The following is a 22,300-nucleotide window of genomic DNA, read 5'->3' as shown; positions in this document are numbered from 1 at the left end:
CTTCTATTTAATTCCAATAATATATAAAGCACCGATTATTAGAGTAACAAACATAATAAATGCATAATCAAATATATAACCAGTTTGTAACTTTATAGAACTTTTTGAACATTCATTAACCAACCTTACAACACCATTTGGTCCAAATGAATCAATAGCCTTAACATCAAACTTCCATAGAAGCCTAGATATAAACCTTATCGGTGCAATTATAACAAACTCATACACCTCATCAAAGTACCATTTATTCTGCAAAAACTTAAGTAAAAATTTACTCTTAATTTGCCTAATTACTTGATATTGGTAAATTAGGTACGCAAGTGCTATTCCACTTAGGCTTGCTAAGGTTGGCAGTAGTTTTATAAAGAAATTATGAACTCCATGCTCATCAATCATCACTAAACTTGATTTCCAAAACGCATTACTAGTTATGTTCAAAATATTTGCTCCCCATATTCCAGAAAATACTGATCCAAAAGCGAGTATCAGTAATGGTATAAGCATAATCTTTGGTGCCTCATGTATATTAATTTTACTTTGTTTTTGGCTGTGGAACACAAGAAGCAATAACCTCCAAGAGTAAAACGCTGTGAAGAATGCAACAACTAAGCTTATTACAAAAGCAAAGCTATCCGTGCTATAAGCATGTTCAATTATCAAATCCTTTGAATAAAAACCTGCAAATGGGAATATCCCAGAAAGCGCAAGAGATCCAATCCACATGAGAGCGTAAGTGCAAGGGATTTTCTTCCAGCAATTTCCCATTTTCTGAATGTTTTGCTCATGATGCATTGCATGAATCGCATTGCCAGCACCAAGAAATAGTAGAGCTTTAAAAAAAGCGTGTGTCATTAAATGAAAAATAGCAACATTGTAAGCAGAAAGCCCACATGCCATGAACATATAACCAAGTTGACTGCAGGTTGAATAAGCAATTATTTTCTTTATATCGTTCTGAGTAATTGCAACGGTGGCTGCAAAAAAAGCAGTGAGTGCTCCAACGATAACTATTAATTCTCGTGCCACATTTGATAACTCAAACAATGGAGAACACTTTGCTACTAAAAATATACCTGCTGTTACCATCGTTGCTGCGTGAATAAGTGCAGAAACAGGAGTTGGCCCTTCCATTGCATCTGGCAACCAAACATGTAAACCAAGCTGTGCAGATTTACCCATACAGCCAATAAAAAGTAATATGCATATTATATGAGTTACTTTGAATTCACAGCAGAATGCCCTAATGTTCTGCGTGCCAAGAAGATCAGTTGTGTCAAAAACTTCAGTAAAATTCAAAGAGTGAAATGTATAATAAATAAGAAAGATTCCAATCAATAGTGCAAAGTCTCCTACCCTATTCACAACAAATGCTTTAATTGCTGCATTATTTGCAGAATATTTTTGGAACCAAAATCCTATGAGTAAATAAGAACATAGGCCAACCCCTTCCCAGCCAAAAAAAAGCTGCACGAAATTATCGCTTACAACCAGCACAATCATGCAAAACGTAAATAGCGATAGGTAAGAAAAAAACCTCGACTTCCCCTTATCATGCTCCATATAACCGATAGAGTAGAGATGTACTACCAGTGAAACGGTGGTAATAACAATAAGCATTAAGGATGAGAGAGCATCCACACTAATTGCCCAATTTACTTTTAAGATGCTCAATGAAAACAAAGGAAATAAACTCAAGTGATAATTTTCAGAGAAGGTGAGAAAAACATACCAAGATAAAACTGCAGATATTCCAATCCCTGCCGTTGTAACTAACTGACTTTTTCTAAAAAGTGCTGCAAATAGCGAACCAAAAAGTGGCAAAAATACTATTAATTTCAGTATATCCATCATACTTTCATTCTTTCATTAAATTTGCTTGTTCAACATCTATATTGCCACGGCTTCTATAATATACAACCAATATTGCAAGCCCAACTCCTGACTCTGCTGCCGCAACAGTCAACACAAACATCACAAAAATTTGCCCAACTATATCATTCATAAAGGCAGAAAAAGCAACTAGATTGATGTTAATCGCCAACAATAATATTTCTATTGATAACAATATATTGATTATGCTCTTACGGTTGATGAAAATACCGCACACCCCAACAGTGAACAAAATAGCAGCAACTATCAAAAAATGATTTAATCCTATTTCCATTCCACTCCTTTTCCAAATTTAGCCTTAACCAATTTTACAGATGAAGATTGCGTCAATTGCTTTAATACATTCTGTTTTTTAACTCCTTTTTTCTTGTCCTGCAAAGTAAGAGCAATTGCACCGACAATTGCAACAAGTAGCAAAATTCCAGAAAGATGAAAAGCGTACATGTAGTCAGTGTAGAGCAAATTACCGATAGCTTTCACGTTATTGGCATTATAGTTTATAACATTACTTATATTCAGCGTTGAGCTGCGGATTACAAAACTGATAATCAAAAAAAACACACCACACAATATAGCACCAAGAGTGAAATGCTTCGCAAAACCCTGGCGCAATCTTATGTAGTCAATATCGAGCATCATAACTACAAAGAGGAACAACACTGCAACTGCACCGATGTATACTATCAGTACCATCATAGCGATGAATTCAGCTCCAAGGAGAATGAAAAGCACTGCAGAGTTAACGAAGGTGAAAATTAAAAATAATACTGCATGCACAGGATTTCTTACACTAATTACGCATACAGCAGATAAAATGCTAAGAATTGCAAAAAAATAAAAGAAAAAAGGCATTGATACTTGAACTGCAACAATAGTTACTAATTTAAAGTGACTATCGTTGTAAAGTCAATATTATATTAAACGTTTGAAAACATTGTACTACAAAGCTCCAGCTCCATTTTAAATTATTATACAGAGCGCTTTCTAAGTGCTTAATCAATACACTAAGTCCTTAATTTATCAATATATAATATGTGTATGTTAGTAATTAATGGCGACTCAAAATGTACAACATATTTGGTTATTTTAAAAGCAACAATAGTTCTAACGCACAAAGTAGCAGACTAGATGGAGAAAGTTATCAATACACCACAAGAGACTATATGACAATTTACTTTAATAACACACTAGCAAGTTTCAGTAGATCATTGAGAGAATTTAAAGAAAAAGCGTATGGATTTATGTATGATATCGGAACTTGGTTGAAAGAAACATATGAAAATCTCACTGAACGACCTGCAACGCATAATCGCTATACCCCAAAAGAAAAACCCCTTGTTGAAGTTGAAGAAATAGAAATGAAGGAACTAAACCGTACATATAAGCCATTCCAAACTCCACTTATCCACCCAACAAGCAGAAGTTCTGGTGCCAATACCTCAAATCAAGTTGTTGTTACTCGACATACACCTGAAACTACTAAAACAAAATAGATGTAAAACCTACGTTTAAATATGTAGTACTTGAGTGAAGCATTCTTTAACTGTTCTATTCAATAAAACCTTTACAATATTTCAATCATAGGTTTAACTTTACGAAGTTATAATCTATAGGGCTACGATGAACGATTATCTCTCACTGCTAAATCCAGAACAACAATCAGCTGTAACTAACATAGATAGACCAGTTTTGATACTGGCAGGAGCCGGGACGGGAAAAACAAGAACGATTACTTCAAGAATAGCACACATAATTAGAAACGGTCACGCTTATTCTGATGAGATATTAGCAGTTACATTTACAAATAAAGCAGCAAATGAGATGGTATCAAGGGTACTTGAGCTAACGGGCACAAACATACCATGGCTTGGCACTTTCCATGCAATTGCAGCAAAAATCTTGCGCCTGCACGCAGAAATTGTGGGCTTAAACCCCAATTTTACAATCATTGGTGTGGATGACCAATTACAGGTAATAAAAAATATTATCAATGAAATAAATCCTGATTACCTATCAGAAAAATGTAAGACCATTATGAATATTATTCAGCAATGGAAAGAGAAGTGCTTATTGCCATCTGAAGTGGAAGATATTCAATCATTTAGGCCAGTATATGTAACTGCACTCAAAGTCTATCACCAGTATCAGGAAAGGTTGAAATTCCTTAATTCTGTCGATTTTGGTGACTTATTGCTATATAACATACAGCTCTTTAATCAAAAGACCGAAGTTCTGCCCTACTACCAAAACAAGTTTAAATATGTTATGGTAGATGAATATCAAGATACAAATGCGATACAATATCTTTGGCTAAAATACCTTGCAAAAGAGCACTCAAATATTTGCTGTGTAGGAGATGATGACCAGTCGATATATAGTTGGCGTGGTGCAGAAGTTGAAAATATTTTGAAGTTTTCTGATGATTTTAAAAATGCAAAAACCGTTAAACTAGAGTGTAACTACAGGTCAACACCTCACATACTTGCAACTGCGTCATATGTTATCAATCACAATAAGACTCGCTTAGAAAAAAAATTGTGGACAACAAACATTGAAGGGGAAAAGGTAAATCTAATAAAATTATGGGATGGGAAAGCTGAAGCAAGGTTCATAAGCGAACAGATATTGAAACTCAATAAATACAGATTTAGTGACATTGCAGTGCTGGTAAGGGCCACTTTTCAAACTAGAGTTCTCGAAGAGTATTTTATAAAATATTCAATTCCCTACAAGATTATAAGTGGCGTAAAATTCTACGAACGTCAGGAAGTCAGGGATATAATTGCATATTTAAGACTTGTTACAAACAATAACGATGACTTAGCTTTCGAAAGGATAGTAAATCGGCCAAAAAGAAGCATAGGAGCTACAACTCTAAAGAAAATATACACGACTGCTCAGGATAACAAAATTTCTTTTTTTGAGGCAGCAAAAATATTAGTTAATAGTAATCAGGTAACCGAAAGAATTAAACTCTCACTCAACGATTTTTTAAATAAAATTAAAGCTTGGGAAGAAATAGTAAGCGTAAAACCACTGCATGAATTCGTTAAAATCGTAGCAAACCAATCAGGATATATTGAAATGCTTGAAAATGATGAGGTAACAGGCTTAGCACGAATAGAAAATGTTAAAGAGCTCATCTCATCTTTAAAAAATTTCGATAATGCCACAACTTTCTTGGAGCATATAAGTCTGGTGATGGAAGTGGATAATATGAATAACGATGACACCGTATATGTTATGACTCTTCATGCAGCCAAAGGACTTGAATTCCCGTGCGTGTTTCTACCTGGTTGGGAAGAGGGATTATTTCCTCATCAAAGATCTTTTGATGACAAAAGTGGTAAAGCTTTAGAAGAAGAAAGGAGACTCGCATATGTTGGCATAACCAGAGCCAAAGAAAGGTTAATCATTTCATGTGCAGATAGGAGGGAAATTAACAACCAGTGGCAACCGATGCGCACTTCTCGGTTCATTAAAGAATTGCCAAGAGAAAATGTTGAGGTAATTAAAAGCAACATTGCCTACTGTTGAAGCTATAATTGCAGATAAACATATCTTACAAATCTGAATTACTTTAACTATATGTTTCTCCTGGCAAAAATTCTGTAACCGTTCACACTTAATTCTTCAATCTCATACCAATTTCTATTACATAACAAACAAATAGACAATAGAAGTGAGAAGGTTATACTAAGGCAGTATAATGATGGAGTTTTGGAATGGCATTGGTATCAGGTTGCAATTTTAGCTTACATTATGCCAATCTTTCTTCAATTGCTGCTCGCATAAATTCTGCCTGTCTTTTAGTTCTGCAGTGCACTATCGCATCATCCACATATCTTTCAAATGGTACTGTTGGGTGATTTTGTTTCATCCATATATCAAATGCATGGTGCATAAATATGTTTGAAATGATTGGGCTTATTGAACCTCCTTGCGGAACTCCTTTTTTCCCTAACTACCTTACTGCCATCTGCTTGCTGAATAGGGGATTTCATCCACCTTTCAACATACAGTATGACCCATTTGCAGTCTGTGTGCTTCTTGATAGCCTGCAGTGCTAAATTGTGGTCCAGATTGTCGAAAAATCCTGTAACATCAACAGCTTTCTTGGTAATCGTATCCTGTCTCCAATAAACAGCGGTTTTGCTATGTATCCTTGATCAGCAAAAAACTTACGTAAAGTTGGAGCCTTGTATTTAGCTTGAGTGAAAAGATTTAGAGCACCATCACGATCTTGAACACTTGCACTATGAACATCAGCCGCAATAATTAAGCCCACTGTATCTACAACAATATGACGTTTTCTACCCTTTATTTTTTTTCAGCATCATATCCTCTGGATCCCCTTTTTGAGTGGTTTTTACTGATTGACTGTCAATTATTCCTACTGAAGGTGTTTCATTTTTACCAAACATTTTTCTTACCTCTTTTACTAGCATATTATGTATTTTTTCCAATTTGCCATTACTACGTCACCTGAGAAAATAGTCATACACCGTCTTCCATGGAGGAAAATCTTTCGGCAGCATTCTCCATTGACAACCACCTCTCATTATATACCTTATTGCATTAATAATTGTTCTGATATTGTGCTTTCTTGGCCTCCCTATCTTTCCTTGTGCAACATGTGGCTCCAAAATTTCCCATTCCTTATCACTTATATCACTTGGATACAATTTTCCCTCCTATTTTTTACTTACACTATCATATTTTTTTCCTCATTCCTTTTTAAGACATACTCTTAGACAACTGGACGTCAAGCCTATCCTAGTGCTGCATATCAAGCTCATACTCAGTATGTAAATCTTTGACTAAAGCTACAGCGCATTCTTTTTGAACAATTATACTGATTTTGATTTCAGATGTTGTGATAGCAAGTATTTCTATCTTTTTTTCGCTTAAAACCTTGAGTGTGCGGTGCATCACTTCAGTGTTAGACATAACACCAATACCAATTATTGAAATTTTAGCTACATTATCGTTTATAGCATAATTTTCATTCTTATTCAGTAACTTTTCCATTAAATCAATATCAAATTTGGAGATAACAAAACTTGACCCATGTATCATATCAATTTTAACGTTTGCTCCTGCTATATCTCTTAAAGTACGCAAGTTATTTGCAAGGTTAGTGAAAGTTACAAGAGCTTCATTAGTGCTATAAGTTATTCCAGTAATTAAGTATCTCTCTAGTACATCCCTTTTGTGTAGCACTGTGGTGCCTTCTACTTCCTTAAAAGTGGATAGCACTTGCACTTTAATGTTATGTTTCATTGCAAGTTGTACTGAACGATTATGCAGTATTTTAGCACCAGATGACGACATTTCCAACATTTCATCGTAAGAGATAAATTTGAGCTTGCGTGCCTTTGGAACAATTCTCGGGTCTGCTGTATATATTCCATCAATATCAGTAAAAATTTCGCAAGTTCTAACACCAAAGGCTACCGCGAAGGCAACTGCTGATATATCAGAGCCTCCTCTTCCAAAAGTAGTGATTCTATCATCATTTATACCCTGAAAACCAGCAATGATCGCAGCAGTATAACCCTCAGCAAAAGATCTTTTCACACGTTCAATCTTTATTGTTTTTATTTTAGACTCAGAATAAAAATCATCAGTTACAATTGGTAACTGCCAGGCAAGCCACGATTTAGCATTAACTCCGATCGATTGGAGAGTGATAGCTAATAGACCGCAAGAGATTTGTTCTCCTGCTGAAAGCATAACGTCATACTCTGATAACTCTTGTCTATAACTTAAATTTGAGATTTGCCTAGCCTGAAAAACCATTTGGTCAGTAAATCCTGCAACAGCAGATACAACAACGATTACATTACAACCTTTCTCAATATCGTTTTTTATCAAATTTGCAACTCGGTTTAAATCAGTTAGCGAAGTCCCACCAAATTTTTTTATGATTATTTTGTCCATAGTTACAATATAACTCTCTTCTGAAGAAAAATATAGTTTTTGTAGAGATAGCAGCTTGCAAGCCATTCAGAAAAGGGAAGACAAAGCTATAGCTAACGCGTCATACCACGATTCATTCCATAGCTGTACGAACATTCATTTTTGAAGGTAAATTGCACAGCAAATGGTGTCATCCCAGTGCCTAGACACTGGGATCCAGAAGACTTAATTTCAACCAAGTGGCTGCATAATAAAGGCTGGATTCCAGTGCCAAGCACTGGAATGACACCCTCCCTTGTGGAAATTGCTCTCAAATCACAATGTTCGTACAGCTATGGATTCATTCGCGGTATAGATTCCGCTAACTAGTAGCGGAATGACGAATTTGTTGTTTTAAAATTGTCAGTAAATCTAAGTCAGTTTAGCTATATAGCACGAACTAAACCACTAAGCAGCAGAAGACCTTGCATGACCTCCAAAAAATGTTTTTACTCTTTCAAGATAAGTAAGTGGTTCTGCAGGAATTTCTATCTCGTCTATCTTAGAGGTTGTTCGGAAACAAGTAAAAGGCTATAAGAGGTTGTCCGGAAACAAGTAAAAGGCTATAATATCTGAAATTTTAGTACGGGGTAAAGATGAGAAAAAAGTATCCAACAGATCTAAGCGAAAGGGAATGGGCAAGAATAGAAAAACACTTCAGAGTATCATACAAGAAAGGAGGAAGGCTGCCAAAGTATAGCAAAAAAGAAATATTAGAAGCAATTTTCTATGTATTGCGTACAGGGTGTCAATGGCGGTATTTACCAAATGATTTTCCGCTATGGAAGACTGTGTATGAGCAGTTCAGGCAATGGAAGAAGCAGGGAATTTTTGAGAAAATGAATTATGAAATTACAAAATATAGTAGAAGAAAATAGGAAAGAATGAGCAGCCGAGTGCCTGTATAGTAGATAGTCAATCTGTAAAGACTACAGAAAAGGGGGGATCAAAGCTATGATGGAAGTAAAAAGTAAAGGGTAGAAAAAGGCATATAATTACAGACACTCAGGGTTTTATACTAGGTTGTTACGTAGGCGCTGCTAACGAAAATGATAGAGATGGTATTAAAATAGCATTAAACAATATGAGAACAAAATATACTAAAGTTAAAAAATGTGGGCTGACATGGGATACCAAGGAAGAAATTTAAAGAATCACATAAAGGAAGAATATGACATAGATATTGAAATTGTTAAAAGGCCTCCATGTAGATTTTGGGTGCACAAAGATACGCCACCTGAGCTACTACCAACAAGAGAACAAGGGTTTAAAGTACAGCCAAGAAGATGGGTTGTAGAAAGGACTTTTGCTTGGGTTAATAGGAATAGAAGGCTATCGAAGGAGTATGATTTACTCACAACATCCACTGAGAATTTCATATACCTAGCTATGAGTAGGGTTATGTTAAAGAGGGAATATGCTTGAATTTACTAGTTTCCGAACAACCTCTAATATCTGAAATTTTAGTACGGGGTAAAGATGAGAAAAAAGTATCCAACAGATCTAAGCGAAAGGGAATGGGCAAGAATAGAAAAACACTTCAGAGTATCATACAAGAAAGGAGGAAGGCTGCCAAAGTATAGCAAAAAAGAAATATTAGAAGCAATTTTCTATGTATTGCGTACAGGGTGTCAATGGCGGTATTTACCAAATGATTTTCCGCTATGGAAGACTGTGTATGAGCAGTTCAGGCAATGGAAGAAGCAGGGAATTTTTGAGAAAATGAATTATGAAATTACAAAATATAGTAGAAGAAAAATAGGAAAGAATGAGCAGCCGAGTGCCTGTATAGTAGATAGTCAATCTGTAAAGACTACAGAAAAGGGGGATCAAAGCTATGATGGAAGTAAAAAGTAAAGGGTAGAAAAAGGCATATAATTACAGACACTCAGGGTTTTATACTAGGTTGTTACGTAGGCGCTGCTAACGAAAATGATAGAGATGGTATTAAAATAGCATTAAACAATATGAGAACAAAATATACTAAAGTTAAAAAAATGTGGGCTGACATGGGATACCAAGGAAGAAATTTAAAGAATCACATAAAGGAAGAATATGACATAGATATTGAAATTGTTAAAAGGCCTCCATGTAGATTTTGGGTGCACAAAGATACGCCACCTGAGCTACTACCAACAAGAGAACAAGGGTTTAAAGTACAGCCAAGAAGATGGGTTGTAGAAAGGACTTTTGCTTGGGTTAATAGGAATAGAAGGCTATCGAAGGAGTATGATTTACTCACAACATCCACTGAGAATTTCATATACCTAGCTATGAGTAGGGTTATGTTAAAGAGGGAATATGCTTGAATTTACTAGTTTCCGAACAACCTCTTATAAGATATTGCTGCATCTATGACTTCATCTGTTATTAATTCTCTTAGCCTTTGTTTTATTTGCCCTCTCCGAATATGTTCTCCATAGTCGTTATAAAACTTTACATATAATTCCTTAAACACAAATTCTTTTATAGCATCTCTTGTATAAGAAATGCCATCCTTTACTTCATCACTCACGCTGCTCAAATCCACCCCAGAACTTGGTGAATACAAATTATCAAAATTTTCTTTCAAAACTTTTATTTTATGGTAGTGCTTATCCACATATTTCTCAAGAAATCTTTTAGTAGCATCACTAGCCAACTTTCCTATTGGCTGAGGCTCTAGTTGAGCTGCAAAATTATTTTCCGCTTTAAGACCACTTAATGCATAAATGATACGGTTGAGCATTCCAGGACCACATTGGCGATTACTTTCCTCAAAGCGAACCAGTAATATAGACTTCAATAATTCTATATCTGCATTTTGCTTTCTTGCCGCAATTAAAACTAAATTTATAGCCTGTGTCAATGTCAATCCGGTTTGTGAATCTGCCCAATTTACCCACTCCCCAGTTTCATAACCATCCAATCTTAGATAAGGTTCTATCATTCGTTTTTGCTGACTTGTTAAACCGCTTATATAACTTTTAAACTCTTCATCCAACTCATTTAACGGCGTACCATGTTCTTCCTTTAATTTTTTGGCACATTCAATAACGCTTTGCTGAAAACTTCTAGTATGAACGCTCTGACTACTAGTACCCACATCACTTACATTAAACAAAAAGCTTAGCTGCTTTACATTCAAACCCAAAGGTGAAAAGAGTTTTACTGATGGATATTTTATTAACTCAAGAAGTGCTACTGGAATTAGCAGTGCATAATTTAACAATAATAAACCAAAATTAAATATAAGAAACCCACGTAGAGCTGATACCTTTGATGCAATATACAAAAATGGAAGCTGTAGGTAATATATCAAGTGTATACTGAAGAATAAGATTTTGTCCTTTAATTTTATTGTTGGATCTTTATAAACCTCAAACAACATGCTATTGCTATCAATATTGTTGTTTTTAAAGGAGGTATAGTTGTTTATGATCTTCTCTTGCAAGGGAAGAAGCATTTTATTCAGGCAAATAAACGCAGCAATAACAATAAAACCTGTAGCCAAAAATGCTAGTGCAGGGCTAGAAGTGCTTGTAGATAAATAGGCATAAAGACCATCAACAATTAAGTTTTTGTATAATCTTTCAAAGGGACGAACTAGAATCGAGTCAAGGATATAGTTAACAAGAAGATTTAAATAATACACGAGAAACAAAAGTGCAATCAAAAATGCAATAATACTACAAACAACCAAAAATGCTTTTAATCTCGGATTCATAACCCCCTCTTAATAATCTGTTAATATAATCTATTTTAGGAATAAATTGAAAAAAATGCAAGTTTTTATGTTAAAAGATCAATTGAAATTTCTGAGTTTAGGGTATATTGTTAATCTATTTAGATAAGAATTATTGTGTCAAATAAAATAGGTTTTTGGGCTATTTTTGCCTTAGTGATTAGCAGCCAAATTGGCTCTGGAATTTTTATGCTTCCAATTAGCCTTGCTCCATATGGCATGTATAGCCTTATAAGCTGGATAATATCAGGGCTTGGTGCTATATCTCTTGCTTTAGTTTTTGCCTCACTCTGCGCAAAATTTCCGGAAACGGGTGGCCCTCACGTCTATGTAAAGCATGCTTTTGGCCCTGCTGCAGCTTTTTTTGTTGGTTGGACGTATTGGGTGAGCTCATGGGTTAGCACAACAGCCGTAATAGTTGTGGGTGTTGGTTATCTTACACCATTTTTCCATGAAGATATTCAAAACGTACATCTGTTTTTAGAGATGTTATTACTTACAATTATTACACTAATAAATTTTAGAGGAGTAGCTACTGCTGGACGTGTTGAGTTTTTATTGACGGTGATAAAAATTTCTGTATTGCTTGTAATACCTATAGCAGCATTGTTTTTTTTTGATAGAAATAACTTCATCATAAGTGAAGAAATATCAAATCTTACAACATCGCAGATTCTTGCCCGTTCTACACTTATTACTCTATGGGGTTTTATTGGAGTTGAATTGGCAACAGCACCTGCAGGGTCAGTTGATAATCCAGCTAGAACAATACCAAGAGCTGTGGTACTTGGAACAATCTCTGTTGCTGTTGTGTATTTTATCAACAATCTTGCAATTATGGGATTAATAAATGGCAATGATTTAGCAAGTTCAAGAGCACCATATGTTGACGCAATAAAAATTATGGCCTCTGGCAATTGGCACTTGATTATTTCTATAACTGCGTTCATTTTTTGTGTTGGTACTTTAAACGCTTGGGTACTAGCTAGTGGACAAGTGGCCCTTGGCCTTGCAAAAGATAAACTGATGCCACAGTTTTTTGCTCAAAGAAACAAGCACGGTTCTCCTTTCTGGGGCATAACAACTAGCTCAGTTGGAACTGCAACTTTACTAATCCTCACTTCAAGCAACAATTTTGCTAAGCAGATCACATCAATTATCGACTTTTCTGTAGTTTCATTTTTATTTGTTTACCTTGCATGCAGTCTTGCTTTTCTCAAAGTTATTGTGCAAGAAAAGAGTTGTTACAAATTTTTAATTGGCAGTATAGCAACAACCTTTTGCTGCTGGGTAATATTTGAAACTTCTGTGAATACCTTGCTGATCGCAAGCTTATTCACTGCAAGTGGCGTACCTCTTTATTTATTTTGGTATCGCAGAGTTTCTGTATAGCAAATGTTATGTATCTGTTCAGCAGAGTGGCAAAATAAGGTAGACGAGAAAAGACAACTATAGGAAGAAATGGGTGTCATGCCAGTGCGTGACACTGGCATCCAGTTCTTTCGCGCAGTTCCATCAAAAACGTTGTAAAGGATTAATCGCTTTCGTGTTTACCAACTTAGTGCCCAATCTGGATCCCAGATACTGTCTCTGCTGTCAAACAAATTATTCAACAAAATTACAATTAAATGGTTGATTATTTTTAAGAATACCAAAAAAGACATGCATTAATTTTCGCATTAACGCAAGAACTATGACTTTTGGACATTTGCCTTTACTTGCTAGACGCTGACAAAATTTTTGAAAATGATTATTATGGTTTTTGACTACTATAGCTGGCATGTAAAGAGCTTTTCGAATACGCTCAGATCCTATTTTGCATATGCAACTTCTCTTACTTACTGACGATCCCGATTGATAATGTCCTGGATTTAGACCAGCAAAAGCTGTAAATTGTTTAGCATTGTCAAAGTTATCAACTGATGGCATTTCTGCGACAACAGCAACAGCAGTAAGATATCCTATACCTTTTATAGTCTTAAGGTTTTCCACCATATTTTTTAGATGTGGATAGTTATTTATATGCTCATTAATTTCTTTTTCGAGAACAATAATTTGCTCCTCTATTGCCAAAATTACTTTAGATATAGCTTCTTTGCAACTGGAATGCATATTTTTGTTTTCCAAGCGATTTGTCTGTTGCACCTTATCATCTTTTAGCGATTGCATGCAACGGTAAAGCTCCCTCAAATGCCTCATTTCAGGTGCAATGGGCTTCCAAAGAGCAGGTTTGTTGGCGATACAAAATCTAGCTATCATAGCTGCATCTGATTTATCTGTCTTATTTCTGAGCAGCTCACTTTTGCCAAAAGCTTTCTGGGTTTACTATACTGACATTATGTCCTAAATCGTGCATAAAAGTAGCCAAATCTTCTCCATACCAACTAGTTGCTTCAAGACATAAATGAGTAAGATTTGCTCCATGGCCATTGCACCAAACTACAAGTTTTGCAAAACCATCTTGATTATTTTGAAAGACTTTGTGTCGTTTTTTACTGTCCACTAACAAACAAACATCAAATTTCTTTTTTGAAATATCCACACCCAAAATAGCATTTACTTGCATAAAATTGCCTCCAAGACTATAAATAAACTGAGAGTTTAGACTAACCTTGTAATACGGGATATAATTCCAAAAGATACTGTTCAGTCTTTAACTCTATGGGAGGGAAGCAAAATCTGGCTTAATGGCATTAGTGTCGCATCAGCTTCACCCTCCCTGTGAGGTATTTTAGCTCTAATGCCTCACATCATAAAGATACAAGTGTCACGCACTGGGATGACGAGAAAGGAGCACTGGAATTTTTGTTTCAATATTTGTACATGAGCCATGCATCTGAACAGATACAATGTTATAACTAGAGATAATTTTTAAATGATTGATATTTATGAACTACGACTTTTCTTGTTGTCCACTTGTTCAACATTACCCTTCTCAAGTTTACTATCTACTTCTTTTGTGTGTTCATCATCTATACTAGTTTCATCTTTTATCTTACTAGGGTAATCTTCCTGCGATTTTTTATATGCTTCCATGTTGTCATATATAGGGTTACTGATGATTTCTATTTTTTCAGGTGTGAAAATCCTTGCTAAAAATCTCCTTATTATTGGTATTGACCTTAAGGGATCTCTTAGCTTTGAAGATTCTTGTCTTTTGTTTAGAGACTGTTGGTCTATTTTAGAGGTTTTTACACCATACTTTTTATCATCAAAATTTATTGTAGGCTTTCTTTTATTCGAAAGAACACTTTGGGCCTTTGATCCATTGGTTCCTTCAGGCCCTTGAGGTGTAGACATTGCAGGTTTAACCTTAGTTTCATCGTATTCCTTACTCATCTTCCATTTCATTATGTAATATTACTAATATTGCATAATAATAGCTAAATTACAATTAATTGCAAGGTAAAAATATTAAAACAATTGTAAATTTTGTCAGTAAAAATATAATAGAACTTTAAAATTAGAGGTTCATCTATATGAGATACAAAATTGCTGTTATTGGAGCAACCGGAAGAGTAGGGCGTGAGGTATTAAGCACGCTTGCTGAATTTCAAGATGAGGCGATAGATTGCGTTATTGCACTTGCATCGAAAAAATCAGAAGGGAAGAAGGTGAGCTTTGGTGACAAAGAGTTAACAGTTTTATGCCTTGAGGATTATGACTTCGTTGGAACTAATGTAGCCATTTTCTGTGCTGGATCTCATGTTTCTGAAGAGTATGTACCAATTGCAACACAGGCTGGATGCGTCGTGATAGATAACAGTTCCCATTTTAGAATGAAAGAGGGTGTGCCACTCATTATTCCAGAGATTAATAAAGAAAAAATTATGGAATATAAAAACCACAACATAATATCCAATCCAAACTGTACTACAATACAGATGCTGCTAGTACTACATCTATTACACCAAAAAGCAAAAATAAAGAGAATCGTTGCTTCAACTTATCAATCAACTTCTGGTGCAGGCAAAGCAGCAATGGATGAGCTCTATGACCAGACAAAAAAAATCTTTATGAACGAAGCTAAAAAACCCAAGATATTCTCTAAGCAAATAGCATTCAATTGCATTCCCCATGTAGGAGAATTCATGGAAAATGGCTCTACAGAAGAGGAATGGAAAATGCAAGAGGAGACAAAAAAAATTTTAGAGGAAGATATAAAAGTTACTGCAACTTGTGTAAGGGTACCCGTCTTTATCGGTCACGCTATGGCAGTAAATGTGGAATTTGATCAACATATCACTGAAGAACAAGCTCGTGAAGTGCTAAGTGAAGCCGAAGATAGTGGAGTTTTAGTGTACAACAGGCGTGAAGATAGTGAATACATAACTCAAATTGATGTTGTACAGGAGAATGCTGTATATGTATCGCGTATTAGAAGAGACAATACTGTTGAGCACGGATTAAATATGTGGATAGTGGCTGACAACCTGCGCAAAGGCGCAGCATTAAATATAGTGCAGATTCTTGAGATTTTGATAAGAGAGCATTTGTCAATCAAGTGCATATAGAGCGCACGTACGTTGTAATTCGAAGGAAATTGTATATCACATGGCAGCGCGTGACGCTGGAATGGCTTTGTTGCATCGCTACTTATGAAAGGCTAACTATAATTAGGATTATAAGCAACTTATTGAAAATCTTGTTTTTTTTGCAATCAATCTGATCAAATTTAAGAATAGTAACTTGTTATTTATATTAATAAATTTAATTCTATTGAAAATAGCTAAAGCATTGAAATTCTTGAATTTTAGCCGGATTAGTGAGTGGTAGTGAAATTTCTTTTACTCAAATTTAGGTATTCACTGACCGTTCTTGTTATACATACCAGAATAATAAGCTACTGATATTCTCCGCCTTTTTTATCTTTAATCCATCATAGCTAGCGATGCAACAAAGCCGGCTGGATTCCAGTGTCAAGCACTGGAATGACACCATTTGCTGTGCAGTTTACCTTCAAAAATGAATGTTCGTACAGCTATGGAATAAATCGCGGTATGACGGTTCGCAGCGGTATAGTAACTCGTCACCCCGCTATTTGTTAGCGGCTGAGATACCGCGGCGGTATGACGTAGAAGCTATACTTTTATACTCACCAACTCAGTATCCAATCTGGATCCAAGTAGTCAAGCTATTCGGATGACACCCTCATAAAGTGAAATGAGATCCCGCTAACACGTAGCGGGATGACGAGAAAGGGGCTACTCGGATGACACCCTCATAAAGTGAAATGAGATCCCGCTAACACGTAGCGGGATGACGGGAAAAGAGGTACTGGGAGACATCCTTCCTGGGAGACCCAAATCACAATGTTCGCACAGTTGTGCGTCACGCGCTGCCGAACACTGTATGGTTATACAAGAAAAATTAAGGCTTAAAAGGAATTTTAAGTATCAGGACTCAAGGTTTTTATTCCTTCTTAATAAAACATAAAAAGCCCCTTTACCACCATGTTTTTTCGTAGCTTGTTGGTAGTATAGAACCATATGCTGGATTTTAGTGTCATTTAACCATTTATTTAAGTTACTCTTTATAGTGTCTGTTTTGTTTGTTGCACTGCCGTATCCCGTAATTACCAATAAACATCTATTTCCTGCTCGATAATTTTTGATAATAAAATCTATCAATTTACAGTAAGCATCCTCTATATTATAGCCATGCAAATCGAGCTTATCGCTTATAAAATATTTACCCCTATCAACTTTTGATTTTGTGTTTTGGTCAAGACAAAATGATGAGTTACTATTATTGGTATTAAGAAAATTCCCTTGTAAGTCGGAGGTACCTTTATCAACCATAGACTTTATATTTACTTTATGATCAACTTTCAAAGTAACTTTTCCACATTTTATTGGCTTAACATTTTTTTGCCAATCCAACTCATCGTCCGACATAAACGCATTAATCGAATTGTATAATTTTACAACAATATTCAAACATAGTAAAATGTTGCTTATTCTATAAAAACCCGATTTTCAATAATACGATGAAATCGTCAAAAACTAATGAGAATTTTTGGCTGTATGGAAAGCACACCTGCATGTCAGCACTGAAGAATAAAAATAGGCGGTGTATAGAACTGTTAGTAACAGAAAATTTCTATAGAGAACACGAAAAAGAAATTAAGCAATATGCAAATAGTAAGGGTATTAAAGTTCGATTAGTAGAAAACAAAATACTTAATGACGTTTTACCCAAAGGTGCTAACCATCAAGGAATTGCTTTAAATGTTGCCCCTATTCTTTATAACTTAAGCATCGAAGAAGTAGCTGAAAGCTCAAACGACAGTTCTACTATAGTCATTTTAGATCAAGTCACTGACACGCACAATATTGGATCAATTTTAAGAACTTCAGCTTGTTTTAATGTCGACGCATTGGTTTTACCACATAACCATTCACCGAGTGAAAATGCATCTATTGCAAAAGCAGCAAGTGGGGCTTTAGATATTGTTCCGCTAATATACGTTACAAATATAGTAAAAACTATGCAGTATTTAAAAAAGGTCGGCTACTGGTGTTACGGGTTTGATTGCAATGCTAAAGAAAATATAGATGAAATAAAGAGTTTTGAGAAAAAAAGAGTAATTATTTTTGGTTCTGAAGAGAAAGGAATGCGGAGGTTAGTTAAAGAAAATTGTGATTATCTTTTAAAAATCCCAATGTCAAATGCAATTAACAGTTTAAATGTTTCAAACGCAGCAGCAATAGGCCTATATTCTATTTATATTAAAACAAATGCCAGCGCATAGCTGTTTATAATAAAAACACTTGATAAAAATATGGTTTTATATTATAATGTGTTAAGTAATGGATAAAAGGAGTTATATTATGTCTTATATGAGAAATGAACAGGATATTCGCTCTCAAGGCGTTTATTATAGTGCTGGGCTTAGAAGTTACCTAACTAAAGTATATAATTACATGGCTTTAGCTTTGGGCGTCACAGGGCTTGTTGCATTTTTAACAGTATTTTCTGGTCTTTTTCAAGCAATTTATTCTAATCCCGTTCTATCGCTTGTGGTAATGTTATCTCCGGTTGCATTGGTGTTCTACATGTCTTATAGAATTCAACACCTAAGTGCTCAGTCTGCCGTTACTATATTTTTCTCGTTCTCAGTGTTAATGGGGCTTTCCTTATCTTATGTTTTTATAGTTTATACTGCAGAAAATATAGCAAGGGCGTTTTTCATTACATCAATCATGTTTGGCTCTATGGCTTTATATGGCAATACTACAAAAAGAGATCTTACAAGTATGGGCTCTTTCTTGATTATGGGAGTTTGGGGGTTAATCATTGCGTCTATAGTAAATTTATTTCTTGGAAGTAGTCCTCTCCACTTTGCAATATCGTTCATATCAGTAATAGTCTTTACCTTAATGACTGCGTATGATGCTCAAAGAATCAAGGACGTTTATTATAAACATAATGACGGATCAGAAGTTGCTACTACTAAATTGGCAATACTCGGTGCAACTAATCTTTATTTTGACTTTATTAATATATTTCTCAATCTACTCAGGTTACTTAACTTGTTCAACAATAGGGATTAGATGTTTTCCTTTTTAAGGAAAGGCAGTAAGAATTCTATAGTTTTCTTTTTAGTATCTTTAGTTGTGTCGATGATATGTCTTGCATATGCATCGGTACCTCTATATAGCATTTTCTGTAAAGCTACTGGGTATGGTGGCACAATAAGAAAAGTAACTAACACAACAACAAATATAACTAACCAAAAGATCAGGGTCCATTTCAATGCTGATATAATGTCCGATCTACCTTGGGAGTTTAAATCAGAAACTAACTACGTTGACGTAAACATAGGAGAACAAAGTTTAGCGTTTTATTACGCAAAAAATCTATCTGATCAGCCTTCATTTGGTATGGCGGTGTATAATGTTACGCCTTTCAAAGCAGGTAAGTATTTCAATAAAGTTGCATGCTTTTGTTTTGAAGAGCAAATGTTGCTACCAAAACAAAAAGCAGCTATGCCCGTATCTTTCTATATAGATCCTGAGATAATGCTTGATAGTAATACAAAAGATTTGGGCGAAATAACACTATCATACACGTTCTTTAAGCTTAAGTAACAGAATGTTTGCAAACCGTGTCATTTCAGTAATCAATAGGGTGTCATCCAAGTAGCTAACACTGGAATGACAGGAGGTAACGCAAGAAGTCTATTGATTGTGAAAACAATAACTTTGCAAAATATTAATTGTTAGATAACATAATCAAAGTTTTTATCTTAATATTCATCATGGTTAGAGCTATACAAATTAAAAAAACTGGGGGACCAGAAGTATTAGAATTTGTAGATAAGAGTATAGGTGAGCCAAAAGGCGAGGAAGTTTTAGTACGTCACACAACTATCGGCTTAAATCGTTATGATTTAGAGCACAGAAAAGGTACGCGCAAAATTAAAAATTTACCATCAGTGCTTGGGGTAGAAGCAGTGGGAGTTATTGAAAAGCTTGGTAAAAAAATCAGTGATGGATTGAAGGTTGGAGACAGAGTTGGATATTGCACAGCTCCTCCAGGGGCATATTGTGAAAAGCGCATTATACACCAGAAATATCTGATAAAAATTCCAGATGACATATCTGATGAAGTTGCTGCTGCAGTGCTGTTTAAAGGTATGACAGCTCACTATTTAGTTAATCAATCTTATAAAGTTAGGCCTGGTGCTTTCGTGCTAGTTCATGGGGCTAATGGTGGTTTAGGACAAATAATATGCCAATGGGCAAAGGATAAAAAAGGTGTAGTGATAGGTTCTGTAAGCTCTGATGAAAAAATGAAGATAGCTTTACAAAGTGGCTGCACATACGCAATAAACTACAATGATAAAGACTTCGTTTCTAAAGTTATGGAGATTACGCAAAACAGAGGAGTAGGTGCAGTGTATGACCCTATAGGTTACGCTACAAGCAAGCTTTCTTTTGAATCTTTAGGCAGGTTCGGCATATACGTTTCCTATGGGCAGATATCAGGTAACGCTCCTATTAGTTTTTCTTTACTTAGTTCACGTTCGTTATTTGCAACTGGAACCTCAATATACCATTATAAGCATGATAGATTCACATTAGTGCTTACCACAATGGAAATCTTCGAGATGATAAGAAAAAAACTTTTAACTGTACGGATCAATAAAAAATATAAATTTGATGAAATAATTCAAGCACATCGTGATATGGAAAATAGAAAAGCGAGTGGGTTAAATATTATCAAAATCTCTTAAATAAATTAGTAATTTAAACTAACCATTCATTAAGTCATATCAACTAGAACTTCACATATTTAATTCTCCTTTTGGGGGAATTAAAAGCATATAGCTAAACTGACTTAGATTTACCGACAACCGTCATCCCGCTACGTGTTAGCGGAATCTATACCGCGAATAGACTTCTTGCATAACCCAAATTAAGTAGAAAAAGGTATCATCCGAGTAACTGACACTGGTTCCTTTATGACGGTAGTAGCCCCCCTTCTCCTGTCATTCCAGTGCTCCCTTTCTTGTCATCCAAGTAGCTGACACTGGGATGGCTTTGTTGCATCACGCTTTATGAGATGGTGATTTATGGTAAATTCATGTAACTATCTCAAATTTAGCCATACCAATATCAGTGAACTTATTGAGCAAATAGCATTTAACAAGTAGTTCCTTCTCTCTATTTGTCTCAGATTTATTCCTAAAACTAAACCCGAATGTTTGTTTCAGTCGCGAAAAAAAAACTTTCTATATAAGATCTTTTTCCATAACTCATCTCTTTTTCCACTTCTTTATACCATCTTCATCATATGACTTTATGAGCTTGACTGCAGAATTTCTCTCAGCCATATAGTCTAACTTTGGATGCTCTGCTGCGTTGTTTTTCGGAGGAATTTTCGTTTTATACCATATTGATTACACAGCTTATAGAGCTTTTCTCTGTCATATGCCCTATCTGCATATAGTGCTTTTATGGCATGCTGAAAATCAACTTCTTTTAGCAAATCACAAGCTCCATAGTGATCAGCCGTTACTGTATTTTACAGCTATGGCTTTTTTGTTGTTTATATTCAACATTACGTGCAATTTTCTCGTTTGCTCATAGCCACGATATTTTCTGTCAGTGCTATTTTCCTTGCTGTGTGTTGTTGTATATACTAATTCCTGTACTGTCTATAGCAATTTCGATATCTTCCATATTATTTTCTGCAATCATTTATCTTAATATTAAGTTTCTTTTGATGCTTGTGAATAGCTGCAAATCTCTTCCTATTTGTTGCAAATACCCTTTTATAAACCCGACTGTTTGTCTTAAACCAATTCTAAAGAAACTGACGATTATATGCACCAAAATCACAACTTTATCACTATAAATATAGTTGCCGCCCTGCATTTTTGGACAATTCTCGTACCAATTTTCTATGGCGTCATTGATATAACAAAAAATGCTTCCTCTTTCTTGGAGAAATTTGTTATATTCATGGCAGTTACTGACTCTCATTTTTTGTGGCATATTTTTTCTTCAACAGTTAAATGGCTATTTATAATGAATTTTGTCAGTAACTGCCAGTTCTTTTCACTTGAGCGATGCAACAAAGCCATTCCAGACTGGGATGACACCCTACTGATGGGCCCAAATCACAATGTTCGTACAGTTGTGGGTCAGGCTATAGGATGACAGAAGTTGACTTTATTAGCTATAGGTGGTATGACACTTAGTCAATTTAAGTAAG

At 35.3% G+C, this 22,300-nt stretch carries 20 protein-coding genes and 5 pseudogenes; 13 read left to right on the top strand and 12 right to left on the bottom strand.

All coding sequences use genetic code 11. From position 1 onward, the window contains the following. Nucleotides 1–3: 3 nt before the first annotated feature. Genes nuoL through J4T77_RS05275 form a run of 3 tightly spaced genes read right to left on the bottom strand, consistent with a single transcriptional unit; the run spans nt 4 to nt 2,742 of the window. Nucleotides 4–1,851, bottom strand: a complete 1,848-nt coding sequence (nuoL, locus tag J4T77_RS05285) for an NADH-quinone oxidoreductase subunit L (protein WP_190321401.1) — start codon at nt 1,849–1,851, stop codon at nt 4–6. 4 nt (nt 1,852–1,855) lie between these two features. Continuing rightward, a complete protein-coding gene (gene nuoK / locus J4T77_RS05280) occupies nt 1,856–2,164 on the bottom strand; it encodes an NADH-quinone oxidoreductase subunit NuoK (RefSeq protein WP_010962953.1) in 309 nt (102 codons plus the stop codon). Then, nucleotides 2,155–2,742, bottom strand: a complete 588-nt coding sequence (locus tag J4T77_RS05275) for an NADH-quinone oxidoreductase subunit J (protein WP_010962952.1) — start codon at nt 2,740–2,742, stop codon at nt 2,155–2,157. The genes nuoK and J4T77_RS05275 overlap by 10 nt, the downstream gene beginning before the upstream one ends. A 212-nt stretch (nt 2,743–2,954) precedes the next feature. On the opposite strand from J4T77_RS05275, the gene J4T77_RS05270 reads away from it, so the two are divergent. Both J4T77_RS05270 and J4T77_RS05265 read left to right on the top strand, forming a co-directional pair. After that, entirely contained in the window at nt 2,955–3,383 is a 429-nt protein-coding gene (locus J4T77_RS05270) for a WD_0964 family protein (protein ID WP_010082321.1), read from the top strand. A gap of 127 nt (nt 3,384–3,510) precedes the next feature. Further along, the gene (locus J4T77_RS05265; RefSeq protein ID WP_233640995.1) at nt 3,511–5,427 is read left to right on the top strand and encodes an ATP-dependent helicase; all 1,917 of its coding nucleotides are present in this window, start codon (nt 3,511–3,513) and stop codon (nt 5,425–5,427) included. 223 nt (nt 5,428–5,650) lie between these two features. Here J4T77_RS05265 and J4T77_RS05260 read toward each other — a convergent pair whose 3' ends face one another. The 4 genes from J4T77_RS05260 to J4T77_RS05250 all read right to left on the bottom strand — a co-directional run bounded on the left by J4T77_RS05260 (nt 5,651) and on the right by J4T77_RS05250 (nt 7,833). Next, complete coding sequence (locus tag J4T77_RS05260; protein WP_022626389.1) at nt 5,651–5,794, bottom strand: Putative reverse transcriptase; 144 nt, start codon at nt 5,792–5,794, stop codon at nt 5,651–5,653. A 162-nt stretch (nt 5,795–5,956) separates the two neighbouring features. Then, the gene (locus tag J4T77_RS07305; RefSeq protein WP_022626388.1) at nt 5,957–6,178 is read right to left on the bottom strand and encodes a hypothetical protein; all 222 of its coding nucleotides are present in this window, start codon (nt 6,176–6,178) and stop codon (nt 5,957–5,959) included. Nucleotides 6,179–6,371: 193 nt separating this feature from the next. Beyond that, on the bottom strand, nt 6,372–6,575 hold the full coding sequence (locus tag J4T77_RS05255) for an IS5 family transposase (RefSeq protein ID WP_007549940.1): 204 nt from the start codon (nt 6,573–6,575) through the stop codon (nt 6,372–6,374). 91 nt (nt 6,576–6,666) lie between these two features. After that, nucleotides 6,667–7,833, bottom strand: a complete 1,167-nt coding sequence (locus J4T77_RS05250; RefSeq protein ID WP_010962950.1) for an aspartate kinase — start codon at nt 7,831–7,833, stop codon at nt 6,667–6,669. A gap of 135 nt (nt 7,834–7,968) precedes the next feature. Between J4T77_RS05250 and J4T77_RS07610 the strand changes: the two are divergent. The 3 pseudogenes from J4T77_RS07610 to J4T77_RS05235 form a co-directional block, all read left to right on the top strand. Continuing rightward, a pseudogene (locus J4T77_RS07610) lies at nt 7,969–8,145 on the top strand (WPE palindromic element domain-containing protein); the annotation flags it as partial. A 302-nt stretch (nt 8,146–8,447) separates the two neighbouring features. Further along, a pseudogene (locus J4T77_RS05240) lies at nt 8,448–9,276 on the top strand (IS5 family transposase). 54 nt (nt 9,277–9,330) lie between these two features. Beyond that, nucleotides 9,331–10,160, top strand: a pseudogene (locus tag J4T77_RS05235) (IS5 family transposase). A gap of 5 nt (nt 10,161–10,165) precedes the next feature. Here the strand turns inward: J4T77_RS05235 and J4T77_RS05230 are convergent. Further along, the gene (locus J4T77_RS05230; RefSeq protein WP_223823140.1) at nt 10,166–11,557 is read right to left on the bottom strand and encodes a hypothetical protein; all 1,392 of its coding nucleotides are present in this window, start codon (nt 11,555–11,557) and stop codon (nt 10,166–10,168) included. Nucleotides 11,558–11,692: 135 nt separating this feature from the next. Here J4T77_RS05230 and J4T77_RS05225 point away from each other — a divergent pair, with 135 nt between their 5' ends. Further along, the gene (locus J4T77_RS05225; RefSeq protein WP_190321399.1) at nt 11,693–12,967 is read left to right on the top strand and encodes an APC family permease; all 1,275 of its coding nucleotides are present in this window, start codon (nt 11,693–11,695) and stop codon (nt 12,965–12,967) included. Between the two features lie 213 nt (nt 12,968–13,180). Here the strand turns inward: J4T77_RS05225 and J4T77_RS07605 are convergent. Continuing rightward, a pseudogene (locus J4T77_RS07605) lies at nt 13,181–14,141 on the bottom strand (IS110 family transposase). A gap of 320 nt (nt 14,142–14,461) precedes the next feature. Beyond that, nucleotides 14,462–14,914, bottom strand: coding sequence for a hypothetical protein (locus J4T77_RS05210; protein WP_190321413.1), 453 nt, complete (start codon nt 14,912–14,914; stop codon nt 14,462–14,464). Nucleotides 14,915–15,054: 140 nt separating this feature from the next. Between J4T77_RS05210 and J4T77_RS05205 the strand changes: the two genes are divergently transcribed. Further along, nucleotides 15,055–16,089, top strand: a complete 1,035-nt coding sequence (locus J4T77_RS05205; RefSeq protein ID WP_233640994.1) for an aspartate-semialdehyde dehydrogenase — start codon at nt 15,055–15,057, stop codon at nt 16,087–16,089. A gap of 402 nt (nt 16,090–16,491) precedes the next feature. Then, a complete protein-coding gene (locus tag J4T77_RS07045; protein ID WP_010962944.1) occupies nt 16,492–16,623 on the top strand; it encodes a hypothetical protein in 132 nt (43 codons plus the stop codon). Between the two features lie 348 nt (nt 16,624–16,971). Here J4T77_RS07045 and J4T77_RS05200 read toward each other — a convergent pair whose 3' ends face one another. Next, nucleotides 16,972–17,472, bottom strand: a complete 501-nt coding sequence (locus J4T77_RS05200; RefSeq protein WP_010082340.1) for a Smr/MutS family protein — start codon at nt 17,470–17,472, stop codon at nt 16,972–16,974. A 92-nt stretch (nt 17,473–17,564) separates the two neighbouring features. Between J4T77_RS05200 and rlmB the strand changes: the two genes are divergently transcribed. From rlmB to J4T77_RS05180, 4 genes are all read left to right on the top strand, one after another. After that, a complete protein-coding gene (rlmB, locus tag J4T77_RS05195; RefSeq protein ID WP_038199241.1) occupies nt 17,565–18,329 on the top strand; it encodes a 23S rRNA (guanosine(2251)-2'-O)-methyltransferase RlmB in 765 nt (254 codons plus the stop codon). Nucleotides 18,330–18,408: 79 nt separating this feature from the next. Continuing rightward, complete coding sequence (locus J4T77_RS05190; protein ID WP_190321412.1) at nt 18,409–19,131, top strand: Bax inhibitor-1/YccA family protein; 723 nt, start codon at nt 18,409–18,411, stop codon at nt 19,129–19,131. Next, nucleotides 19,132–19,668, top strand: a complete 537-nt coding sequence (locus J4T77_RS05185) for a cytochrome c oxidase assembly protein (RefSeq protein WP_010082343.1) — start codon at nt 19,132–19,134, stop codon at nt 19,666–19,668. It begins immediately after the preceding gene. 170 nt (nt 19,669–19,838) lie between these two features. Then, nucleotides 19,839–20,816: a quinone oxidoreductase family protein gene (locus J4T77_RS05180; protein WP_038199239.1), complete on the top strand. Its 978-nt coding sequence runs from the start codon at nt 19,839–19,841 to the stop codon at nt 20,814–20,816. A gap of 348 nt (nt 20,817–21,164) precedes the next feature. On the opposite strand, the pseudogene J4T77_RS07600 reads toward J4T77_RS05180, so the two are convergent. After that, a pseudogene (locus J4T77_RS07600) lies at nt 21,165–22,014 on the bottom strand (IS5 family transposase). Between J4T77_RS07600 and J4T77_RS05170 the strand changes: the two are divergent. Further along, complete coding sequence (locus J4T77_RS05170; RefSeq protein WP_233641173.1) at nt 21,910–22,245, top strand: hypothetical protein; 336 nt, start codon at nt 21,910–21,912, stop codon at nt 22,243–22,245. The pseudogene J4T77_RS07600 and the gene J4T77_RS05170 sit on opposite strands and share 105 nt — an antisense overlap. Nucleotides 22,246–22,300: the final 55 nt, after the last annotated feature.

The organism is Wolbachia endosymbiont of Drosophila innubila, assembly GCF_021378375.1.
Lineage (GTDB): Bacteria > Pseudomonadota > Alphaproteobacteria > Rickettsiales > Anaplasmataceae > Wolbachia > Wolbachia pipientis.
The sequence above is the reverse complement of the archived record's forward strand: the minus strand, read 5'-3'. Positions and strand labels throughout refer to the sequence as shown.